We start from the raw sequence: 22,222 nt of genomic DNA on the forward strand, positions 1-22,222 counted from the left end.
AAAAGAATGTTTAAATCGAGATATAAAATAATCGATTTCATTATTTCTATTTCTATTGAAAAACTTTAAGATTTTATTCACTTTTATTTTTCACACTCTAGTACTTTTGTAGGCTTAAGTTTTTAACATGAATAATCAAGATTTATTAAGCATAGCTCGAGAACACGGTAGTCCGGTCTATGTCTATGATGCAAATGTCATTGTAGCGCAGTATGAACGTTTAGTTTCCGCTTTCGCGAAAGCGAAAAACCTAAGAATACACTATGCTGTAAAAGCACTGTCTAACATCTCCATCTTGAAACTTTTTAAACAGTTAGGCGCTGGACTCGATACCGTGAGTCTACAAGAGGTAGAATTAGGCCTAGCCGCTGGTGTAGATCCTAAAAAAATAATTTTTACACCTAATGGAGTATCTCTTGAAGAGATTGAAAAGGTGGCAGAAAAAGGAGTGCAAATAAATATTGATAATCTATCCATCCTAGAACAATTCGGCTCTAAACATCCTAGAACGCCAGTTTGTATTAGAATCAATCCTCATGTAATGGCTGGTGGTAATGCAAATATTTCTGTAGGACATATAGATAGTAAATTTGGTATTTCAATTCACCAGATACCTCATATTTTAAGAATTGTAGAGAATACAGGTATGACGGTAAACGGTGTGCATATGCATACTGGTAGTGATATCTTAGATATAGGTGTGTTTTTATATGCTACAGAAATTCTTTTTGAAACTGCGGCTAAGTTTAAAGATCTAGAGTTTATAGACTTCGGTAGTGGATTTAAAGTACCTTATAAAGAAGGTGATGTTTCTACAGACATAGAAGATCTAGGCGAGCAGCTAAGCGAGCGCTTTAATGCTTTTTGTAAAAGTTATGGTCGTGATATAACTATGGCGTTTGAACCTGGTAAATTTCTTGTAAGTGAAGCTGGTCATTTTCTAGCACAAGTAAATGTTGTGAAACAAACTACATCTACCGTGTTTGCAGGAGTTGATTCTGGTTTTAATCATTTAATTAGACCTATGCTCTATGGCTCTTATCATGGGATTAAGAATATTTCAAATCCAGGAGGTAAAAATAGATTTTATAGTGTGGTAGGATATATTTGTGAAACAGATACTTTTGCAAACAACCGTCAGATCTCAGAAATTACAGAAGGCGACATACTTTCATTTTCAAATGCTGGTGCCTACTGTTTTTCTATGGCGAGCAATTATAATTCCCGATATCGTCCTGCAGAGGTGCTATGGTATGATGGAGCGGCTCACCTTATAAGAGAGCGAGAAACTATGAAGGATATTTTAAAAGGTCAACATCAACTAAACTTTGAAGAGCTAGTTATTTCTTAATTAGTATCTATTTCTATTATAATCAAGCTCAACTAAAACGTTGGGCTTTTTTATTTTTCTATGGTCCTGCTTACTTCAAGTTTTCATGGTCTACCCATTGAAATAAATTACTTTTGTTTCTTAATCAATAATAAATAATTAATGGCTTCAGGATTTTTTGCTTTACTAGATGATATAGGTGTTCTCATGGATGACGTAGCCTCGATGAGTAAAATTGCTACTAAAAAAACTGCTGGTATTCTAGGAGATGATCTAGCTGTAAATGCTGAAAAAGCCTCTGGTTTTGTTTCTTCGAGAGAAATTCCTGTTCTATGGGCAATTACTAAAGGATCATTTTTAAACAAATTAATTATTTTACCTGTCGCTTTCTTGCTGAGTGCATTTGTCCCTATAGTGGTAACAATTATTTTGCTATTAGGTGCTATCTACCTGGCTTTTGAAGGAGCCGAAAAAATTTATGAATGGATCATCCCGCATGAAAAATCTGAAACAGCTATTGCTGCTCCAGAAATGACAGAAAAAGAAATTCTTGAACTAGAAAAGGATAAAATAAAGAGCGCCATCGTGACTGATTTCATACTGTCAGTTGAAATAGTAATCATCGCCTTAAGCACTGTAACTGAAGAACCTATACTAAATCAAATTTTAGTGGTTTCTGTGGTTGCCATAATTGCTACTATAGGAGTTTATGGAATAGTTGCTGGAATAGTAAGAATGGACGATCTAGGAATACGGTTAATAAGATTAAGTAACGGTAAAAAAGGTTTTTCAAAAATTATTGGAACCTTTCTAGTAAATGCGTTACCATGGATCATCAAGAGTCTTTCGGTAATAGGTACTATCGCCTTATTACTAGTCGCTGGTGGCATCTTTTTACATAACATACATATGATCGAAGAATTATTGCATGGCCTTCCATCTATAGTCGCAGAGTTCTTGACTGGACTAGTTGTAGGAATTATTTCTCTAGGAGTTTTTAAACTTTTTAAAGCTATATTCTTGAGAGGTAGAGCAGCAAGTCATTAAAATTTTAGCTATCTATTTATTTAAGGATGTCGGTTATGATCTCGCTTTCGCGAAAGCGGAACTACTATAGAGCATTTAACAGATGAACTAATGTCTGTACGGACCAACTTACCTTTAATCAAATAGGAGCTTTAATCTAGCCCGTACTAAAATACTTTTCTTAAGAAGCTTAACGTATCATATAGTAAGTGCACACCTAAAGGTAAGAAAAAAGAAAGCCTGCTTTAAATAGCAGGCTTTTTTTTGTTAAGATAAAAAGTGATTACTATTACTCAATAATAACTTTTCTAGTTATCACACCGAGATTAGAATTCAACTTTACAATGTAATTACCACTTGCGATCTGTGATATATTTACGTTGATAATAGTGTCGTGATTAGCAACATCATAAGTTTTTACTTGCTGTCCTAACATATTGATGAGAGTTAAGTCTTCTAACAAAATGGTGTTTGATGTTTTTACATGAAGTTCTTTTAAACCTCTAGGCGTGTAAAATATAAGATCACTATCACTTACTTGAGTCGTTTCTGTACTCAATGTACCTTGTTGAGAGAATGTTATATAGAAACGATCATTATAATTCCCAGCGCTAAGCATAGGACTTGTATAAGTCGTGTCCTTGATATTAACATAGGTATTTAATAAGGCATCTTTTACAAATATATCTTGATCTACAGGAACATTCTTTAACTCGTCTATCACGATATTAAATGTGCTGTTATTATTTAATTTAATAAATAACGGTAGCTCTGTTTGATCTCCTATAGCTGGAACTCCTTGAATAGTCAGTTTTTCGTTAGCTGTTTTCCATGCCATATCATCAATTTGCTCATCAAGTAGTTTACCGTCAAAACCTCTATCTATTCCAAAAGTTGCATTATTATCCACGGTTACTAACAACTGTCTATGTATTAAGTTTGAAGAGTCAAAACCTAATCTAATTTTCATACGTGGATCGCTAGGTGTATTTATATCACCAGCCGCTGCAACAGGAGTAGCTCCAGGAGCTGAAACAAAGAGACTCTGTCCACTAGATTCTTTTACAAACTGTCTTTGATCATTTCTAAAACGTATCTGACCATTATCATTAATTCCTGTCACAAAGAAACCTTGACCTACAGGAATGTATTGCTCTGGTCTCTTAGTAGGAATTCCTCCTTGGTTAACGTCTGGATTAGAAGTTCCAATTGTAGCATTACCTACTCCGCCAGAAAAATTATAAGTAGCATATCCACCTTGATAGTTTGCAAGAATATGCGTGTTTCCACCCCAATGTTCCCAGAAATATACAGTACCATCAGTATCTGGATTATCGCTGATAAACTCGTGAGCATCTAATGCACTAGGATACGGATTACCTACTAAATAATCGTTACCACTGTCTATATCTAAATTGATATTACCATTATTAGGTTTACCAACGAAAACATAGTTTTGAATGGTACCAGTTGCTCCTGTTCCTTTCATAGTCCATCCTTCTCCAGAAACCTGATTACCATTAGGCCCAGCATATTCCCAGTTTGCATAGGTATTACTAGTAGTATTACCATATTTAAATAACCATCTTCCAGAGATAGTAGCTGCGGTAGTAGCGTCTCCAGGCGCTCCATCACGAACATTTCGAGATGTAAAATTCAAATCTCTAGGATTATTTACCAAAGTACCATCCTTTAACACCTCAGCAATAGAGAATCCATTGTTGTTAGAATTATTACTAATTCTACTTACAGGTGAACTCCAGTAGTTATAATCATATTTGTTTGAAGTTCCTTGTTGATCGATCTCAATTTTACCAGTAGTTGAAGAAACTAAATCACTATTATTATGTTGAATAAGCTGAGACTCTCCAACTAAATCAATTATTCCGTCTAGTTTGAGCTGGTGAGTAAGTGTTAAACCTCTATCGTTTTCTACCAGAAGTTTTCCAGGGTTACCGACCTCTAAACTTAGAAGCGTATAATTTCTATTATTTGCAACAATCTCGTGATTAACCACCGCAATATTCCAATTTATTGCTCGATTCCTACCATTTATTAATCTAGGAGTACCAGGCATGAATAAAGAATTTCCATTTTGCCATGCTGCAGGAGAATTCCAGTTTGCGTCACTTTCAGATATATAAGGCAATGGTGCTGTTTGCTCATTAATATTGAAAACATCTGGTTGTATTAAACTACCTCTGTGTTTGTTTCCAGAAGCGTCATTTAAATGAGTACCTATGTATGTATTCATATTAAAATAAGCTTCTAGAGAATCCCAGTTAAGACCAGAAATATCATTTCTTGTAATAGTATTAGGTATAATAGCTCCCTTAATTCCATTACCGTCTTTTTCAATTTCTTGATTCATCATGAATCTAATTTGACGCTGAGTAATTGCTTGATTGAAAATTCTTATTTCATCCAGACTTCCTGAAAAGTTATCTAGAATATTATTTTTATCTACATATCTAGAACCAATACAAAACTTAGAAGTATTTAATAATGGCGCATCTATATTTACTCTTCTATCTCTATGTCCGTCAATGTATAAACTAGCCTGTCCTGAACTATAGACAATTGTTAAATAATACCATACATCATTATTTAAAGCTGTGTTACTAGTAATTGTAGAATTACCATTATGTGTCATTTCTACACGATTATCGTCTCTTAAATAAAAATGATAACCATCAACACCAGAAGCACGTTTAGACACAATGGTTTTATTTGATGTAGAAGTATTTGAACCGTCAGTCTTTACCCATGCAGATATGGTATAATCACCAGATAATTCCAGCTCGTCACCCATTGCTACATAATCATTAGTACCATCAAAAAGAATATCTTTTGATGCGATTACCTCGTGAGCTACTCCAAATTTCACGTAACGAGTACCATCAAAGTCGTAATATGTAGTTTGATTAGTTCCTTCTGTTTCTAGAAAAACTGTTTCTACGTTTGTAGTAAAAGAATCATCATCTGCAAGTATCATAACATATGCATCGTTACCAACTAATGGTGGTAATGAAGCAAGACCTGTAGTAGATACCGATAATTTTACTTGTGGTATATCATTACCTACTTGAGAAATTTCTTTAAACTTCCAGGTACGTTCTGTGACATCTGTAAACGTAGTAACTAAACTAGGTCCTAATGTAACCTCTAGTGGATCTGGTAATGCCGTAAGAGTTGAACGTGTGCTTCCCCACATTAGGAAGTCGCCACTTGATTCAAATGTACTTGGGTTAGCACTATTTGTATCATATATATCTCCTAAACCGATAGTAATAAAAGTAAATGGATCTACACTTTTTGCCTGTTTTTGATTTAACAAAGAACAATCATCATAACCTATTCCTGCAACATTGTAAGTATAGCCATTATCAGTTACAGCATTCCATAGTGGATTACCATCTGAATCAAAGTAAGAACCTGGAACATGAGGAAGACCAATTTGAGGAACAGCAAATAGCCCTAATGTGATTCCATATTTTACAGCTAAGTAAGATTCCAATCGCTGTCTGTCGATATCTGGCTTACGCTCTGAAAAAGACATAATTTCTAAAATATCTCCTGTAAAACTAGGACCAAAAAATTCTGATCTACCTAACCAGTATCTAGAATTAAGAATATCTTTAAAAGTATTAGCATTCTCTTCTCTCATAAGTGCTGGGTCTAATGTAAGACCTAAGTCTACACCATCCAGATATAAATCCATTCCATCACCAGCAGCATTAAGTCGCGCATTAAAAATAACTGGTCTATCATATACTAATGTTGGATGTACAATAGCACGACCATAAGTACCACTAGAGCCTTGATTATAAGCGGCGATATCCGGATATGGACCGTATCTTGCGGATGTGTCATTTATAGAAATCCCTGTAACGTCTTCAGTACCTATTCCATCAAGATAATCATCACCTAAAAAAACGTCTTCTGTAGGTCTTGCGGCAGATATTGTAGCTGTAGGATTTATTACTATATAAATGTCTCTATTATAAAAACCTGACTTACCAAACATTTCATTGGTACCATCAAAAGACACTACAGGATTGAAGTTGGTGTTTTTCGTAGGGTTATCATAATAGGTAGGACGTAAATTTCCGCTTGAAGTTGCGCTGGTCCACTCGGCACTAATATTAGACAATGGATTTAAAGAAGAAATATTAGTCCATTGACTCACACGATCACCATCAGATAGACCTGCAAGTGTTCTCGTATTCAACCATAGTTCAAGATTTTGCCCTATTCCCAGCCCACAATCAGAATAATTTTTAGTTAATTTATTATATCCGATGATTTTAAAATTGTCAAAAGCAAATCCATTAGCAGCATGACTATTTCCATCACTTTGAAATATGAATCCAAAAACAATACCAGATTTATCATCAAAACCTTGTGAAGGTAAATCAATAGAAGCTGTCACCCATCCACCAGTATCCGTTCCCCATCCACCTAAACCGTCGATAGATGTCAAAGCGCTAATATTTCTAGTTGTATACCAGTTGATTGCTTCATCATTTTCTTTCCCAAGAGTTTGAAAAGTATTACCATTATCCGTACTGTAAATAACTTTCACTCCATCTACATTAGTTCTCGCAACATCTAAATACATTTCAAAAGACAGATTTAACTTATCGTAACCAGTAAGATTAATTGTAGGTGAAAGCGTATAAGCAAACTCATTAGGTTGATACGTATAATTTCTTCGGTTACGATAGTTGCGTTGAAGATATTTGTAACTCCCCAATCTAGTAAATCCGAGGGCGTCATTTCCTCGGACCCAATTACCATTTGCTACGTCTGTCCAGGCATTATCTCCTGTACCATTGTTAAAATTTGCATTAAAAATTGTGACTTGCCCAATCGATAATTGTAGGACAAAAAAGAAAAATGTTAGGACTGAGATCCTGTGGTTTAAGTATACTGTTTTATTCATGTTTTCCACTCTTTAAGTGATTCTCACAAGAATATGTCGCAACACTAGGTAACACAAGAAAAGTATTATGCAGTGAATACAATTATTATGCATGCATAACATAATTATCTAGTTATCAGATACGAAAGAAAATAATGCTAAACAATAAAATCGATGAAATGCATGCCGTTTATCGAAAAATTGTATTTTGAACATATGTTAAGTTACTTAATTCATCGACAAAACACATATATTAATTAACATATGTTAATTAATTTAACTTTCAAAAGTTAAGTAATGATTAAACAAATCATAAAATCGATGAAATGCACAATATAAATCGTGCTAATCTTTGAAACATAAAATATGGATATTTAACCTAGATTTTGATCAATCAACATTCTTTTCTTCAATCCACTTGCTCAGATATTTATTAGCTTTTTGGGAATGATAAACAAGCATTTGTATACTAAACGAGCCTTCTAATGTGGTGTTATTTTTGTAGGAAAAAAGCAACTGCACTCTTCCTAATAAAGCTTTCGCGAAAGCGGAATACGAATAAAACTCCTCCCATATTACCAAATTTTTACCGCTTAGAGCACACCAGTCATTCTCGTTATTATAAACCTCTAAACATTTAGAAGCAAAAGCTTCAGGATTATCTTCTACAAATCCATAAGTATCTGATTTGTTAAACATACCTTCTGCTGCAATAGACGTCATGGCTACAGGTGTATTTGCTTTCATGGCATCAAATATTTTTCCTTTTTGACCAGCACCAAAGCGCAACGGAGCTAATAGCAAGCGGTATTTACTTATAGTTTCTACTGCATCAACTGCATAACCTTTAATGATAAAGCCCAATTGAATGTCATTTAATTGATATATCGCTTGATTTTGGTATGCTCCATATACATGAACTTCTACATTTGGGTTGTTTTTTCTAATTTTTGGCCATATAAAGTTTCTCATATAAAATATAGCATCGTAATTAGGCTTGTGCAAAGAATTGCCTATCATGACCATATGTGACCTTTCTGAAAAAGTCGTGGCCTTTTCTCTGGCCGCCAGTATTTCTTTTTGATCGATTAAAAAAGGAATGTAAAATACCTTAGAGGCATCCATGTCAAATGCGTCCAGTAATAATTGGTATTCTGTCAATGAAATAATCAAGGATAAATCGCATCTATGAATCGCGGCTATCTCGCGCATTGCTACCTCTGTATACAAATTTATTTTGTTATTTTTCTTAAATGCTTCTTCTCTAGCCTTCCTTAGAAAGTGTAAATCTTCTGTATCGAGTATATGTTTTGTGTGCGGAGCATTTTCTTTAACACGCCAGCTGTACTGCTCTTCCATCATAAATCGATCATACAGTACGACATCTGGTTGTAACTTTTGAATATAAGTGTCAAAAGAAGAGTTATTCAATTTTATTTCTTGTTCTGTAATATTTAATCCGGTTAAGTCTACCGAATAATCAGATTTTGCTGCGGCACTTGCAAAATGGACCTCATAACCATCACTTTGAAAAATTTTCAATAATTGTAATAATCTAGTTCCAGCAGCGGTTGTGGTAGGTTCTGGCCAGTTATTTCCTATTACTAACAGTCGTTTCATACGACAAAGCTATACTTATTGTTTCATATATATGTAATTTGGTTTTTGAAATATTTGTAATGTGAAATGGAAAATGTCAATACAAACTGACGGTTCTGGTACCGTGGCAGATAAGTAGAATAAAGTATCTTCATCGATTTTAGGGATTTTACAATAGCTTACTCATACTGAGTGGCTTTAAAATCTTGTTAATCTTATTATCATATTTGCCCCATAAATACGAGGTAAAATATTTACTTTAGCATTTTAAAATTTAAATACTTCCATGGGTAAAATAGTTGCAATAGCAAATCAAAAAGGTGGTGTAGGAAAAACAACAACAGCCGTTAATCTAGCGGCTTGTCTAGGTGTTTTAGAGAAAAAAGTATTGTTAATAGATGCTGATCCACAAGCAAATGCAACTTCAGGTTTAGGGATAGATGTAGAGGCAATATCTCAAGGTACATATCAATTAGTTGAAAATTCTGTAGACCCTAGTGAGCTTATTTTATCCACAGACTCTCCTAACGTTGATATTATCCCAGCACATATAGATCTTGTTGCGATCGAGATTGAACTGGTTGATAAAGATCAACGCGAGTATATGATGAAGGAAGCCTTAAAAGAAATTAAAAAGAACTACGATTATATCATTATAGATTGTGCACCATCGTTAGGTTTACTAACTCTTAACGCGCTTACAGCTAGTAATTCTGTACTCATTCCTATACAGTGTGAATACTTTGCATTAGAAGGTTTAGGAAAACTCTTAAACACAATTAAAAGTGTTCAAAAAATACATAATACAGAACTTGATATAGAAGGACTATTATTAACCATGTATGATAGTAGGTTGCGATTATCAAATCAAGTTGTAGAAGAAGTAAATCAACATTTTGAAGGGTTAACATTTAAGACAATCATTCAAAGAAATGTACGTTTAAGTGAAGCACCTTCATATGGAGAAAGCATTATTAACTATGATGCATCTAGTAAAGGCTCAGAAAATTACTTGAGTCTAGCAAATGAACTTATACAGAAAAACGCTTAAGCACTATGGCCAAGGCAACTAAGAAACAAGCGCTGGGAAGAGGACTATCTGCTCTATTAAAAGACCCTAGCAACGACATAAAATCGGCAGAGGATAAAAATGCCGATCAAATAGTAGGAAACGTGATCGATCTTCCTTTAAAGGATATAGACATGAATCCTTTTCAACCTAGAACCAGCTTTAATGAAGAGCACTTGCGTGAACTTGCCAGCTCAATAAGTGAACTAGGTGTGATACAGCCTATCACAGTGCGCAAAAAAGGATTTGGAAAATATGAGCTGGTTTCTGGTGAACGTAGATGTCGTGCTTCAAAATTGCTCGGTATAGAAACCATTCCTGCATATGTGCGTATTGCAAACGATCAAGAATCTTTAGAAATGGCACTGGTAGAAAATATCCAGCGTCAAGATCTAGACCCTATTGAAATTGCACTTTCCTATCAGAGGTTAATTGAAGAAATAGACCTTACACAAGAGCAAATGAGCGATCGTGTAGGTAAATCTCGTAGTGCTATTGCAAATTATTTAAGGCTTTTGAAATTGGATCCTATCATACAGACTGGTATGAGAGATGGATTTATTTCTATGGGCCATGGTCGTGCTTTAATTAATTTAGAAAGTTTAGAGCAACAATTAGATGTATATCAAAAAATTCTTGCCGACAGCCTTTCTGTAAGAGAAACAGAGAAATTAGTTAAGGATTTAAAAGGAGGCACGCTTTCGCGAAAGCAAACTAAAAAGAACTCATTGCCAGAAAATGTGGCTGAGAAAACAAGCCATTTGAATTCATTTCTGGACACCAAAGTTACTACTACGATGTCCAGCTCTGGAAAGGGAAAAATTACTATCAATTATGCCTCAAAAGCAGACTTTGAACGCATAGTAAAATTGATTAATGAATAAATATTTATTTTACATATTTATATTTATTTGCTTTCAAGGATGGTCGCAAACAGATCCTGATACCACTGTGGATCTTAACGATATTATCGTGGCTAAAGACAGTATTTCCAGAGTTTATGATGCAAACCGCCCATCTAAGGCTGCTTTTTACAGTGCTGTGGTTCCTGGATTAGGTCAAGCATACAATAAAAAATACTGGAAGATACCACTAGCTCTAGCAGCAGTAGGAATTCCTGTTTACGTATACACTGTAAATGATAAAGAATACAACAGGTTTAGGGATGCTTTTAGAATACGTCTCGCCGGTGGTACTAATGACGAGTTCTCTAATGAAGATGGTACTCCCATAATTACTACAGCAGCTCTGGAAAGAGCACAAAGAAATTCACAGCGCAATAAGGAGTTGAGTATATTATTTACCGCAGGACTGTATGTGTTGCAAATAATTGATGCTAACGTAGATGGACATCTAAGTCAGTTTAATGTAGATCGCAACTTGAGCGTTTTACCGTATATAGATTATAACACTCTTGCTATAGGAAACACCTACGGCTTTAATTTAAGTTATTCTTTTTAAAATGAAAATTGCACTTTTAGGTTATGGTAAAATGGGTAAAACCATTGAACGTATCGCGTTAGAACGTGGTCATAGTATCATAGCAAAGTTAGGGCGTAAAGATTCTATAATAGATGGAATTTCTAATGCCGATTTAGTCATAGAATTCACAAGTCCAGAGAGCGTTCTTGATAACCTTTACAAAGTAATTCCCACAGGTATCCCATTGGTTTGTGGTACCACAGGATGGAACGATCACCTAAGCGATATTGAAAAATTAGTAGCTGAAAATAATGGAAGTATGGTGCATGCTTCTAATTTTAGTTTAGGAGTAAATTTGTTTTTTGAGTTGAATAAAAAATTAGCTCAAATGATGCATTCTTTTCCTGAATATGATGTGAGCATGCAAGAAATTCATCACACAGAGAAAAAAGATGCGCCTAGTGGAACTGCGATTACTTTGTTTGAAGGTATTTCAGAAAAATTAGATAAAAAAGAGTGGCATTTAGGTAAGCAGTCTAACGAGCAGTCTATTGCGATAGAAGCGTTGAGAGAAGAAGATGTAAAAGGAACTCATAGCGTTCTTTACAAAAACGAAATAGATAGTATAGAGATTATACATAAAGCAAACACCAGAGATGGATTTGCACTAGGTAGTATCATTGCTGCTGAATGGATTAGTAATAAAAAAGGAATATATACCATGAAAGATGTTTTAGGATTGTAACAATCTTGAATCTTATCTTACATACTATAAAATAGTTATATGAGCTGGACAGAATGGTTAATCACATTTTTAGTAATCCAATTAATACACGGATTAGGAACATGGAAAATGTATGTGGCTGCTGGATTTAAAGCATGGCAGGCATTTGTACCTGTTCTCAATGCAGTTACATTAATGAAAATAATGAATAGACCTTGGTGGTGGACTATTTTACTATTTTTACCTGTAGTAAATATTATGATGTTTATTGTAATATGGGTGGATACCTTAAGGTCTTTTGGCTACAATAAACCCAAGGATACTTTTTTGAGCGTTGTCACCTTAGGTTTTTACATCTACTATATCAATTACACACAACCTTTAAATCACATTAAAGAGAGAGAATTAACTCCTAGAACTGCTGCTGGAGAATGGACTAATTCTATTTTATTTGCGGTTATTGCAGCTACCATAGTGCATACCTATGTTATGCAACCATTCATTATCCCGACTTCTTCTTTAGAAAAAACGTTGCTTACTGGAGACTTTTTATTTGTAAGTAAGTTTCATTATGGAGCTCGATTACCTATGACTCCTATTGCAGCGCCCATGGTGCATGACACCATTCCTGTTTTAGGTGTAAAAAGCTATTTAGAACGTCCACAGTTGCCTTATATGAGATTGCCTGGTTTTCAAAAAATTGAAAGAAACGATATCGTTGTTTTTAATTTCCCTGCAGACTCTACTAATACGTATCCTTATGACGATGGAAAATATTATTATAAGCCCATCGATAAAAAGTCTAATTATGTAAAAAGATGTGTTGCTATAGCTGGAGATAAAATGTCCATGAAAGATGGAGATATTTTTATTAATGGAGAATTGTTAATTCTCCCAGAGCGTGCAAAACCACAATTCATTTACAATGTAGTAGCACAACGTATAGACCTGATGGCAGATCGTGCCTATATGATTGAAAATTATGATATAACCGAGAATATACAACAACCTGATAGAGATAATAATCCTAACGATTTACAGCTTACTGCTACAAGAGCAACTGTTGAGCGTCTTAAAAATGATGGGGTTATTTCTAGCTATGAGCGTAGAACGCTAGATGTAGGTGCACCATACAAACAATGGAGAAGAGATTTTAAGGATCCTGAAACTGCATTTTTAAAACCTAACGTTTTCCCGTACGACGGTAGAACTGGAAATAATAATGAGGATCGTGCAGAGTTTATTATTCCTGCAAAAGGTATGACAGTTGATATTGATCAAACTAATATCGCCTATTTTGAAAGAATTATAGAGGTCTATGAAGGTAGTGAGATGAACATCTTTAACGACGTCACTTACAAAGGAAATGAGGTATTTCTTAACGGTAAGCCACTTACTTCATACACTTTCAAGCAAGACTACTACTGGCTCATGGGAGATAATCGCGGTAATAGTCTAGACAGTAGATTCTGGGGTTATGTACCTTTTAATCATGTAGTAGGAAAACCAGTTTTTGTATGGATGAGTTACGATAGCAACAAGTCTTTTCCTAGTGGTTTTAGATTTGAAAGAATGTTTACCACCGTAAATGGATCTGGACAGCCTACCTCTTATTTAGTATATTTCTTAGTCGTACTTGCTGGTTATTTTGTGGTAAGAAAGATTATGAAAAATAAGAAAGCTAATAAAGAGAAGTCTTAAGAAGAAATCTCATGCAGGAACTTGTTATTCATCCATCGTATTTTCCTGATGTTATTTCATTGATACATATACACAAGTCAGCTTCTATTACATTTGAAGTGAACGATAGTTATGTAAAACAAACCTATAGAAACCGTGCAAATATTGCTGCAGCAAATGGTAAGCTAGCGCTTAACATACCCATAATACATCAAAAAAAAGGACATTCTGTTCCTTATGCCTCCATAGAAATAGATCATTCTCAAAACTGGAAGTCTATTCATTTGAAAAGTATAAAAAGTGCTTATTACAGTAGTCCATACTATGAATACTATCAAGATGAATTAGAAAAATTATACAATGATGTGCCAAAGTCTTTATTGAAATGGAACATAAAGACTACCCTATTTCTACTAGAACATTTGAATATAGATAAGGATGTAGATGAAACTACGACCTATATTAATGACACTACAGCAAAGGTACTAGTCACCGCAAAAGGTACTCCTAGCATCGAGCTCGATTCTTATATTCAAGTTTTTCAAGAAAAGCATGGGTTCCTGCAACCGCTCAGTGGACTAGACCTTCTTTTTAACTTAGGTCCAGCAGCTGGTAGTTATTTAAAAAGTCAGCATTCTAAAATTTAAGATTCATGAACAACAACTTTGCGCGTTTTAAAGCATTTTATAAAACAGCAAGTTTGTGGTCTGGCTCTCTTTTAGGATTACAACAGTTTCCTCTTAAAGAATTTGATTTTTCCTACCTTAATGAAGAAGAGGCATTAGAGTTACCTGCTATACCTCAAGGAACTGTATTAGGCAAAAGAGCTGAGTACTTTTTTAAATTTTGCATAGAAAAGTGTCAAAATTATGATCTAGTTCTTTCTAACGCTCAAATTTTTAATAAAAAAGTTACCATAGGAGAATTAGATTATATAGTACAAGAAACTACAACTGGCCAATTAGTTCATATTGAACTGGTCTATAAATTTTATATTTATAATCCAGATTTTCAATCTAGTGAGAAAGATGATCGTTTAATTGAATTAAGTAAATACAGAGGTCCTAACGGGAGAGATAACTTAATTAGAAAAATCAACCACCTTAAAAACCATCAACTTCCATTACTTTATCATACAGAAACTGAGGCGCTTTTAAACTCTCATTCTATATCCATTGAAAACATAAAGCAGCAAGTATGTTTTCTAGCTCATGTATTTATCCCTCATAAATTTTGGAATTTTAAATTCAAATACATCAATAAAGCATGTATTGTAGGTTATTATTTTAATATATCCGCTTTCGCGAAAGCGGAAACACAAAACACCTATTACCTACCAGAAAAATTTGCATGGAAAATGTCTCCTTACCCTACTGCCCTTGAACACACCTTTCAGGAAGTACTTGAAAGCGCTACACAAAGCTTGGAGCGAGGTTTTGCGCCGTTAGTATGGATGCAACTGGAAACAGGCAAATTCGAAAGATTTTTTATTGTTAAGTAAATTATTATCTTATAATAAATTAAGACTATAGCTGTATATGTCCATATGATTTGTGATAATGTAAACATCATTTAACTCAATTTTCATTAAAACAGGCGTTACCTACTTGTATCTTTATAAAAAATAAACGCCATGAACAAAAAATTTGAAAGAAAGACAAAAGACCAACCTTTATCAAGTTTTGGAGATACTAAAACAAAAAATAGAGATTTCAGCTTAGAGACTGAAACTATTAAAGACAAACAAGAAAAATCTAAATAAAGAATGAACTACCTAAACTTTGACATAGACAAAGCAAAAGATACTAGTAAAGAATTAAATATATTACTTGCTGACTATCACTTATACTATCAAAAATTAAGAAATTACCACTGGAATATTGTTGGGCATTCCTTTTTTGATCTTCATGAGAAGTTTGAAGAAATGTATGACGATGCAATCATTAAAATTGATGAAATTGCAGAGAGAATCTTAACATTAAGATTTCAGCCTACTTCTAATTACAGTGAGTATTTAGAATTATCAAACCTGAAAGAAACTAAATCAGAACTATCTGATAGAGAAATGGTAGATAATTTAATAGAAGATCACGGTCACATTTTAAGTCAGATGACCAAAGTTGTAGAAACTGCTGACAAGTGTGGAGATGAAGGTACTATTGATTTAATAGGAGCCTATATAAGAGAATTAGAGACTACTTCATGGATGTTAGATGCCTGGAGAATGAAAACTGAAGACACTAGAAAATCCATTTAGAGTTGTAATTTTATTATTTTAAAAATCCCATTTCAATAAATTTGAAATGGGATTTTTTATGTTTTGAAGTATAACAAACTTAATTTCTACGGCGTCTATTGTTAGTATTTCCTCTACCGTTCTTTTTAGTATGCTGCCTTTTATTGCTATTAGATCTAGAGCGGTTGGTACTTGTATTACGATAAATTAAGGCTTTTGATTCCAGAAGGTCTTCTTCCTTTGCCGCAAGATTAATTTCTCCATCGCTCAATTCAAATAAATGTTTAAATATTACAGAATCATCAACAGAATCTTTATTCCAGTTAAGGAAGGACTTCTTCATATGATTTGCTATGATATAAGCGAGTGCTTCTCTTTTCTCTCCTTTTTCCCATCCTAAGGCCACGTTAATCATACCTTGAATATTGTTTCCATAGAAACGGTAACGAGGACGCTTTTGTGGATATGCCATTTTCTTAGGTCTTGCCGCGAGCTCTTCTTTATCTGGTATAGGGTAAGGAGAATCAACATCAAGATCAAATCCTGCTATAACAAATAATTGATCCCAAAGCTTATGTTGAAAATCTGCAACATCTCTTAAATGAGGATTCAAGTTACCCATAACGCCTATAATAGCAGTCGCCATGCGGTTGCGCTCTTCCTTTGTTTCCAAGGTTTTACAATGCTCTACTAATTTTTGAATATGTCTTCCATATTCAGGTATGACAAGCTGGTTGCGCTCAGTATTGTATTCTAATGATGATATCAAATTGAAATGTATTTCTTAATATGAAGAGCTGCAAAATACGCAAAATAGTATTAATAATGACTTAAAGTGAAATAACACCTTCAACTTTACTAACCTCTTTATATTTTGCGATGACAGCATCTGGGTTTTTCATGTTAACGACTATAGAAACACTGGTATAAGTTCCTTTACTAGATTGCTTTGTGTTTATAACCGCTCCGGTATTATTAAAAATATCTTCTATATCTTTAATCTGAGTGCCTGAAGATGGCACTATAAACTTATACAAGTACTTTGACGGCCATAAACTAGTGTCTAAAAGTTGACTTTTTAACTTAGCATAAAACTCGTCTGATTTCTTTCTATCCATAACTATTGTGCAAATATAATTAATGATACTATCGATTGCTATCCTTAGATTTAGTTATTTTGTAACCTTATGGAAAAAACCAAACGAATTTTAATAATAGGTGGTCCTGGATCTGGAAAAACGAGCGTTTTACAAACGATTGAAAAGAACAATTTTAAGGTACATCACGAGATTTCAAGAGAAGTGACTGCAAATGCTCAGAAGAGTGGCATAGAGCAACTTTTCCTTACTGATCCGTTTGCTTTCAGTAACCAGTTGCTCGATGGTAGAATACAGCAATTTAAAAACGCTGCTTCAGGGATTAATTTTTATGATCGAGGCATTCCAGATGTACCTGCTTATCATGTTTTTACAGGAGATAAAATACCAGAAGTGTTTATGAAAGCCTGTAAAGAATATAGGTATGATCAAGTCTTTTTCTTACCACCGTGGGAAGAAATATATGAAAGTGATAATGAACGCTATGAAACTTATGATCAAGCTGTAGTTTTAGGTGATATTTTATTAGATTTTTATAAAAAGTTAGACTACTCTCCTATCTCTGTACCTAAATCTTCTATTGAGAACCGCTATAATTTTATCATAGAACAACTATAATATTGATTGAAAAATCCTTACATATTCTCAAAAATAGATTTGGCTATGAGTCTTTTAGACCTCTTCAACAAGAAATAATTTCTACGGTTTTAGAAGGTAAAGATTCCTTAGCACTGCTACCTACCGGTGGTGGAAAATCCATTTGTTATCAAATACCAGGTATACAATTAGATGGAATATGTATTGTTATTTCACCCTTAGTGGCTCTGATTAAGGATCAAGTAGATCAATTGAAAAAAAAAGGTGTCAAAGCAAGCGGTATTACCGGTGGTATTTCCTATAGAGATCTAGATGACATCCTTGATAATTGTGTTTTTGGCAATTATGATTTTTTATATTTAAGTCCAGAAAGATTAAAGCAAGATTTAGTACAAGAACGCATTCTTAAAATGAATGTTAACCTTATTGCAGTAGATGAAGCGCATTGCATTAGTGAATGGGGACATGACTTTAGACCAGCCTATCGAGAAATTAATATTCTTAGAGAGTTGCACCCACAAATTCCTGTGATCGCAGTTACAGCAACGGCTACAAAAGAAGTGCAGCAAGATATCATCTCCGTACTAGCACTTAAAAATCCACAGGTGTTTAAATCCAGTTATGAAAGAGCTAATATTCATTACCATATCCTGAACACCGCAGATAAACGTCAGGCCCTTAAAAAATTCTATGCGCAACATTCAGGTTCCAGCATAAGTTATGTACGTAGTAGAAAAAACGCAGTAGAATACAGTCTTTTACTACAGCAACAAGGTATAACTTCTGCATTTTATCATGGAGGCCTTACTAACAAATTGAGATCTACCACGTCTGACGCATGGTTACATAATAAAACACAAGTTATTGTTGCGACAAATGCCTTTGGTATGGGAATAGATAAACCAGATGTGCGCACTATAGTTCATTTACAGCTTCCTGATAGTATAGAAAGTTTTTATCAAGAGACCGGTAGAGCTGGTAGAGATGGTAAATTAAGCACGGCTCAGTTCATATATAATCGCAACGATATACAGCATGCTTATAATCAATTTGTAAAATCACAACCTACTGCAGCTTTTTTAAAATTCATTTATCGTAAGTTATCTAACTATTTAAGAATAGCGTTAGGAGAAGGTGAAGGAGATTCATTCCCATTATCATTCTCTCAATTTTGTAAAGCATATGATCTTAATGGGATGCAGGCATACAGTGCCTTAAACGCCTTAGATCGCTTTAGTGTGATACAGCTCGCCCAAGGATTTCATAGACGGTGTAGTATCCGCTTTCGCGAAAGCGGAACACAAATAATTAACTTTGCACAACATAGACCTGAAGTTAACGCTATCATTCAATCCATTTTGCGAACTTACGGCAGCAGTAAAAACCAAACACTTCAAATCAATCCATCACTTATTGCGACGAGAAGTAACACCAGCGAGGAGCTCGTTTTTGAAACTATCGATTTACTTCAAAGTCGTGAACTGATAGATGCTAGTATTGTTCATACAGATTTGCAAGTAACTTATTTAATACCTAGAGACGATGATCGCACCATTAACTCCTTTTCTAAAGAACTAGAACGACAAAATCGCATACGTCTAGAAAAATTAAAATCTATTATACAACTGGTAACGGAAACAGATAAATGTATTAATAGGATGATATTAGAGTATTTCAATGAAGAGAACGTTTCAAATTGTAATCATTGCAGCAATTGTTTAAAGTCAAGACACGAGACAGTAACAAGTTCTACCTTATTGAGATCAATAAAAGAAAAGCCGTTAAATATTCAAGAGATTATAAGTGTTACAGGTGCTTCACAAGAGTCGGTAATTGTAGAAATTAAAAGACTATTAGAACAACAATTAATTATCCTGACAGATAATAATAAATACATAGTAAATGAATAAATCTTTAAAAATTATATTTTTTGGAACACCAGAATTTGCAACCGGTGTATTAAATGAGTTGCATCATTCCATTCATGAAATAGTTGTGGTAGTAACAGCTCCGGATAAGCCAGCAGGTAGAGGAAGAAAAATAAATGAAAGTGATGTAAAAAAATATGCTGTAGAAAATCAAATTCCTGTTTTACAACCCAAAAATCTCAAATCAGAGGAGTTCCTTAAAGAACTTAGATCCTTCCATGCAGATCTTCAAGTCATAGTTGCTTTTAGAATGTTACCGAAACAAGTCTGGGACATGCCGCCATTAGGCACTTTTAATTTACATGCAAGTTTATTACCTCAGTATCGCGGTGCAGCACCTATCAATTGGGCTATTATTAATCAAGAATCAAAAACTGGTGTAACTACTTTTTTCATAGATGAAAAAATAGATACAGGAGCTATAATTGCAAATAAAGAAACTGAAATTTTACCTAATGAAAATGTAGGCAGTCTCTATAGTCGTTTAATGGTAATGGGCGCACAACTGTCACTTGAGACAGTACATATGATAGCGCAAGGCAACGTTTCTACCACAATTCAAGAAGAAAATAAACAACTTAAACCTGCGCCCAAACTTAATAACCAAAACACATTAATTAATTTTGATAAGTCTGCAACTGAAGTTGATGCTCTTGTTAGAGGGCTCTATCCCTATCCAGTAGCAAAGGCTGTTTTACAAGATCAAGATGAGAAAATTGTAAAAATCCACAAATCAAGCATTGTTCATAAAAAACATCAAATGATACCAGGCAGTTTTGTAATTGAAAACGGCTGCATACTTATTGCATGTAAAGAGGACATGATAGTAATAGAAGAGATGCAATTACCTAACAAAAAACGAATGAAAGTAAAAGATCTGTTAAATGGTTACACCTTTGATCAGGATGCTAGATTTGGCAAGGCTTGAGAGGAAATCTCTTCAAATGGCATATAGTTATTAACAATTTGTTAGTTTTATGAACAAAAGAAAGAGATTTAGCTTGTAATCCTTGTGTGGTCGCATAATCCGTATAAATTTGTTTCACGTTTTAGTTTAACCAACATTAATTTAAATTCAATTATGAACAAAACAGATTTAATCGAAGGAATGGCAGAGCACGCTGGTATTTCAAAAGCAGCAGCAAAAAAAGCATTAGAATCATTCTTAGGTAACGTAGAAGGATCTCTTAAAAAAGGTGACAGAGTATCACTTGTAGGATTTGGATCATTTTCAGTTTCTAAAAGAGCTGCACGTGAAGGTAGAAATCCACAAACAGGAAAAACTATCAAAATTGCTGCTAAAAAAGTTGTAAAATTCAAAGCAGGTAGCGATTTACAAAAAGCAGTAAACTAATTTTTTTTTTAGTTTATTTATTAAAATCCCTTCTTAATATAATTAAGAAGGGATTTTTTTATACCGCTAATATTAGAAGGAGAGAAAAGTTACTGGTATAAAACAAAGGAATGGCACTGTAATACTATTTAATGACTTTGACAGACTTGAAAAACAGTAATTTTTAAAAGTTTGCGGTTAATCCACAAATTTTGTTTATGTTTAAACATATCTTTTGAGATTTTATGAAAAATAAAGCGCCTGAAAGAGGTAACCTTTTAGTATCAGAACCATCCATTATAGGAGACCATTCTTTTTCACGATCAGTTGTGCTACTTACTGAGTTCAATACTGAAGGTGTTGTAGGGTTCATTCTTAACAAACCGCTAGGCTGCACATTAGATCAATTAATTCCAGAAATCTCTACAGAACTTGAAGTTTATCAAGGTGGTCCTGTGGATACTGATAATCTTTATTTTCTACATAATATACCAGAACTTATTCCAGGATCCCATCTAATTGAAGATGGAATTTATTGGGGTGGAGATTTTCACGCGGTAAGTGATCTTTTAAACAAAGGATTAATTACCGGTGAGGAAATTAAATTCTTTCTAGGGTACTCAGGTTGGGAAACGCATCAATTGAGTGAAGAACTAGAAGGTAATTCTTGGGTTGTTGTTGAAAATACTGATAGTAAAAACATTCTATCCAATAATATGCAAGATATCTGGAAGAAAAAGATGAAAAAATTAGGTGGTGAATATGAGCTGTGGTCTAATGCACCAGAAAATCCTTCATATAATTAATCAAAGAAAAACTCATTTAAAGACTGATTGAGTTCTATAGCTGTGTCTTTTACATAGGTTTTCTTACGGTATTTTGATACACTTTGAACTCCTCTGATCATGTTTGTAATAAAGATTTCGTCAGCTCTTTGTAGTTCAAAAGGAGTGATAGTCTCTTCCTTTATCGTGTAGTTAATCATCTTCTTTAGGCTTGTTATTACCTTACCTCTCATGATACCGTTTAAACAACCATCTGAAACAGGTGGTGTTTTAATTTCTTCTCCCTTGCGTATAAAAACATTACCAGAAATTGCTTCTACCACCATCTTATCCTGGTTAAGGAGAAGTAAATCATCATAACCATTTTCTTGAGCAAATATACCGGCAAGAATATTTACATTCTTGTTAGTAGTTTTTAAAGTACTCAACATAGATGCGTAAACAAAGTGGTCCTTAAATAAATCTATTTCCT

General features: G+C 34.1%; 21 protein-coding genes. 16 read left to right on the forward strand and 5 right to left on the reverse strand.

The features are described from left to right. The first annotated feature begins 127 nt into the window (after positions 1-127). The gene (gene lysA / locus A9Q93_RS10110) at positions 128-1,351 is read left to right on the forward strand and encodes a diaminopimelate decarboxylase (RefSeq protein WP_303687280.1); all 1,224 of its coding nucleotides are present in this window, start codon (positions 128-130) and stop codon (positions 1,349-1,351) included. Positions 1,352-1,492: 141 nt separating this feature from the next. Further along, positions 1,493-2,377 carry a DUF808 domain-containing protein gene (locus tag A9Q93_RS10115; protein ID WP_303687281.1) on the forward strand — a complete coding sequence of 295 codons (885 nt, stop codon included), beginning with the start codon at positions 1,493-1,495 and terminating at the stop codon, positions 2,375-2,377. Positions 2,378-2,645: 268 nt separating this feature from the next. On the opposite strand, the gene A9Q93_RS10120 is transcribed toward A9Q93_RS10115, so the two are convergent. Next, positions 2,646-7,301, reverse strand: coding sequence for a LamG-like jellyroll fold domain-containing protein (locus tag A9Q93_RS10120; RefSeq protein WP_303687282.1), 4,656 nt, complete (start codon positions 7,299-7,301; stop codon positions 2,646-2,648). Between the two features lie 369 nt (positions 7,302-7,670). Beyond that, positions 7,671-8,900, reverse strand: coding sequence for a glycosyltransferase (locus A9Q93_RS10125; protein ID WP_303687283.1), 1,230 nt, complete (start codon positions 8,898-8,900; stop codon positions 7,671-7,673). 265 nt (positions 8,901-9,165) lie between these two features. On the opposite strand from A9Q93_RS10125, the gene A9Q93_RS10130 reads away from it, so the two are divergent. The 9 genes from A9Q93_RS10130 to A9Q93_RS10170 all read left to right on the forward strand — a co-directional run bounded on the left by A9Q93_RS10130 (position 9,166) and on the right by A9Q93_RS10170 (position 16,031). After that, a complete protein-coding gene (locus tag A9Q93_RS10130) occupies positions 9,166-9,930 on the forward strand; it encodes a ParA family protein (RefSeq protein ID WP_303687284.1) in 765 nt (254 codons plus the stop codon). A gap of 5 nt (positions 9,931-9,935) precedes the next feature. Continuing rightward, positions 9,936-10,832 (forward strand): ParB/RepB/Spo0J family partition protein, encoded by an 897-nt coding sequence (locus tag A9Q93_RS10135; RefSeq protein WP_303687285.1) that lies wholly within the window; start codon positions 9,936-9,938, stop codon positions 10,830-10,832. Beyond that, on the forward strand, positions 10,825-11,409 hold the full coding sequence (locus A9Q93_RS10140) for a DUF5683 domain-containing protein (RefSeq protein WP_303687286.1): 585 nt from the start codon (positions 10,825-10,827) through the stop codon (positions 11,407-11,409). The genes A9Q93_RS10135 and A9Q93_RS10140 overlap by 8 nt, the downstream gene beginning before the upstream one ends. A 1-nt stretch (position 11,410) precedes the next feature. Beyond that, positions 11,411-12,115, forward strand: coding sequence for a 4-hydroxy-tetrahydrodipicolinate reductase (gene dapB, locus A9Q93_RS10145; protein WP_303687287.1), 705 nt, complete (start codon positions 11,411-11,413; stop codon positions 12,113-12,115). 39 nt (positions 12,116-12,154) lie between these two features. Next, on the forward strand, positions 12,155-13,795 hold the full coding sequence (lepB, locus tag A9Q93_RS10150) for a signal peptidase I (RefSeq protein WP_303687288.1): 1,641 nt from the start codon (positions 12,155-12,157) through the stop codon (positions 13,793-13,795). An 11-nt stretch (positions 13,796-13,806) separates the two neighbouring features. After that, entirely contained in the window at positions 13,807-14,421 is a 615-nt protein-coding gene (locus tag A9Q93_RS10155) for a WbqC family protein (RefSeq protein ID WP_303687289.1), read from the forward strand. A gap of 5 nt (positions 14,422-14,426) precedes the next feature. After that, positions 14,427-15,275: a DUF1853 family protein gene (locus A9Q93_RS10160; protein ID WP_303687290.1), complete on the forward strand. Its 849-nt coding sequence runs from the start codon at positions 14,427-14,429 to the stop codon at positions 15,273-15,275. A 132-nt stretch (positions 15,276-15,407) separates the two neighbouring features. Then, the gene (locus A9Q93_RS10165) at positions 15,408-15,536 is read left to right on the forward strand and encodes a hypothetical protein (RefSeq protein ID WP_015363474.1); all 129 of its coding nucleotides are present in this window, start codon (positions 15,408-15,410) and stop codon (positions 15,534-15,536) included. 3 nt (positions 15,537-15,539) lie between these two features. Then, positions 15,540-16,031, forward strand: coding sequence for a Dps family protein (locus tag A9Q93_RS10170; RefSeq protein ID WP_303687291.1), 492 nt, complete (start codon positions 15,540-15,542; stop codon positions 16,029-16,031). A gap of 79 nt (positions 16,032-16,110) precedes the next feature. On the opposite strand, the gene A9Q93_RS10175 is transcribed toward A9Q93_RS10170, so the two are convergent. Both A9Q93_RS10175 and A9Q93_RS10180 read right to left on the reverse strand, forming a co-directional pair. Continuing rightward, positions 16,111-16,779, reverse strand: a complete 669-nt coding sequence (locus A9Q93_RS10175) for a DUF4290 domain-containing protein (RefSeq protein WP_303687292.1) — start codon at positions 16,777-16,779, stop codon at positions 16,111-16,113. Between the two features lie 61 nt (positions 16,780-16,840). Beyond that, positions 16,841-17,128, reverse strand: coding sequence for a DUF493 family protein (locus A9Q93_RS10180; RefSeq protein WP_303687293.1), 288 nt, complete (start codon positions 17,126-17,128; stop codon positions 16,841-16,843). A gap of 69 nt (positions 17,129-17,197) precedes the next feature. On the opposite strand from A9Q93_RS10180, the gene A9Q93_RS10185 reads away from it, so the two are divergent. From A9Q93_RS10185 to A9Q93_RS10205, 5 genes are all read left to right on the forward strand, one after another. Then, positions 17,198-17,725: an ATP-binding protein gene (locus tag A9Q93_RS10185; RefSeq protein ID WP_303687294.1), complete on the forward strand. Its 528-nt coding sequence runs from the start codon at positions 17,198-17,200 to the stop codon at positions 17,723-17,725. 2 nt (positions 17,726-17,727) lie between these two features. Next, positions 17,728-19,614, forward strand: a complete 1,887-nt coding sequence (locus A9Q93_RS10190) for an ATP-dependent DNA helicase RecQ (protein WP_303687295.1) — start codon at positions 17,728-17,730, stop codon at positions 19,612-19,614. After that, positions 19,607-20,560 (forward strand): methionyl-tRNA formyltransferase, encoded by a 954-nt coding sequence (fmt, locus tag A9Q93_RS10195; RefSeq protein ID WP_303687296.1) that lies wholly within the window; start codon positions 19,607-19,609, stop codon positions 20,558-20,560. The genes A9Q93_RS10190 and fmt overlap by 8 nt, the downstream gene beginning before the upstream one ends. Positions 20,561-20,713: 153 nt before the next feature. Beyond that, positions 20,714-20,986, forward strand: coding sequence for an HU family DNA-binding protein (locus tag A9Q93_RS10200; RefSeq protein ID WP_015363467.1), 273 nt, complete (start codon positions 20,714-20,716; stop codon positions 20,984-20,986). 224 nt (positions 20,987-21,210) lie between these two features. Then, a complete protein-coding gene (locus A9Q93_RS10205) occupies positions 21,211-21,771 on the forward strand; it encodes a YqgE/AlgH family protein (RefSeq protein ID WP_303687297.1) in 561 nt (186 codons plus the stop codon). Here A9Q93_RS10205 and A9Q93_RS10210 read toward each other — a convergent pair. After that, on the reverse strand, positions 21,768-22,222 hold a 455-nt coding region (locus A9Q93_RS10210), incomplete at its 5' end, for an aminotransferase class IV (protein WP_303687298.1). The two genes, A9Q93_RS10205 and A9Q93_RS10210, sit on opposite strands and share 4 nt — an antisense overlap.

Source organism: Nonlabens dokdonensis, from assembly GCF_002162835.1.
Lineage (GTDB): Bacteria > Bacteroidota > Bacteroidia > Flavobacteriales > Flavobacteriaceae > Nonlabens > Nonlabens dokdonensis_B.

What these genes read in the sequence shown, in the direction of transcription:
- A9Q93_RS10160 (WP_303687290.1), top strand. Translation starts at nt 14,427, where the DNA reads ATGAACAACAACTTTGCGCGTTTTAAAGCATTTTATAAAACAGCAAGT.
- fmt (WP_303687296.1), top strand. Translation starts at nt 19,607, where the DNA reads ATGAATAAATCTTTAAAAATTATATTTTTTGGAACACCAGAATTTGCA.
- A9Q93_RS10205 (WP_303687297.1), top strand. Translation starts at nt 21,211, where the DNA reads ATGAAAAATAAAGCGCCTGAAAGAGGTAACCTTTTAGTATCAGAACCA.
- A9Q93_RS10140 (WP_303687286.1), top strand. Translation starts at nt 10,825, where the DNA reads ATGAATAAATATTTATTTTACATATTTATATTTATTTGCTTTCAAGGA.
- A9Q93_RS10125 (WP_303687283.1), bottom strand. Translation starts at nt 8,900, where the DNA reads ATGAAACGACTGTTAGTAATAGGAAATAACTGGCCAGAACCTACCACA.
- lysA (WP_303687280.1), top strand. Translation starts at nt 128, where the DNA reads ATGAATAATCAAGATTTATTAAGCATAGCTCGAGAACACGGTAGTCCG.
- A9Q93_RS10155 (WP_303687289.1), top strand. Translation starts at nt 13,807, where the DNA reads ATGCAGGAACTTGTTATTCATCCATCGTATTTTCCTGATGTTATTTCA.
- A9Q93_RS10165 (WP_015363474.1), top strand. Translation starts at nt 15,408, where the DNA reads ATGAACAAAAAATTTGAAAGAAAGACAAAAGACCAACCTTTATCAAGT.
- A9Q93_RS10130 (WP_303687284.1), top strand. Translation starts at nt 9,166, where the DNA reads ATGGGTAAAATAGTTGCAATAGCAAATCAAAAAGGTGGTGTAGGAAAA.
- lepB (WP_303687288.1), top strand. Translation starts at nt 12,155, where the DNA reads ATGAGCTGGACAGAATGGTTAATCACATTTTTAGTAATCCAATTAATA.
- A9Q93_RS10120 (WP_303687282.1), bottom strand. Translation starts at nt 7,301, where the DNA reads ATGAATAAAACAGTATACTTAAACCACAGGATCTCAGTCCTAACATTT.
- A9Q93_RS10170 (WP_303687291.1), top strand. Translation starts at nt 15,540, where the DNA reads ATGAACTACCTAAACTTTGACATAGACAAAGCAAAAGATACTAGTAAA.
- A9Q93_RS10180 (WP_303687293.1), bottom strand. Translation starts at nt 17,128, where the DNA reads ATGGATAGAAAGAAATCAGACGAGTTTTATGCTAAGTTAAAAAGTCAA.
- A9Q93_RS10135 (WP_303687285.1), top strand. Translation starts at nt 9,936, where the DNA reads ATGGCCAAGGCAACTAAGAAACAAGCGCTGGGAAGAGGACTATCTGCT.
- A9Q93_RS10115 (WP_303687281.1), top strand. Translation starts at nt 1,493, where the DNA reads ATGGCTTCAGGATTTTTTGCTTTACTAGATGATATAGGTGTTCTCATG.
- A9Q93_RS10200 (WP_015363467.1), top strand. Translation starts at nt 20,714, where the DNA reads ATGAACAAAACAGATTTAATCGAAGGAATGGCAGAGCACGCTGGTATT.
- dapB (WP_303687287.1), top strand. Translation starts at nt 11,411, where the DNA reads ATGAAAATTGCACTTTTAGGTTATGGTAAAATGGGTAAAACCATTGAA.
- A9Q93_RS10185 (WP_303687294.1), top strand. Translation starts at nt 17,198, where the DNA reads ATGGAAAAAACCAAACGAATTTTAATAATAGGTGGTCCTGGATCTGGA.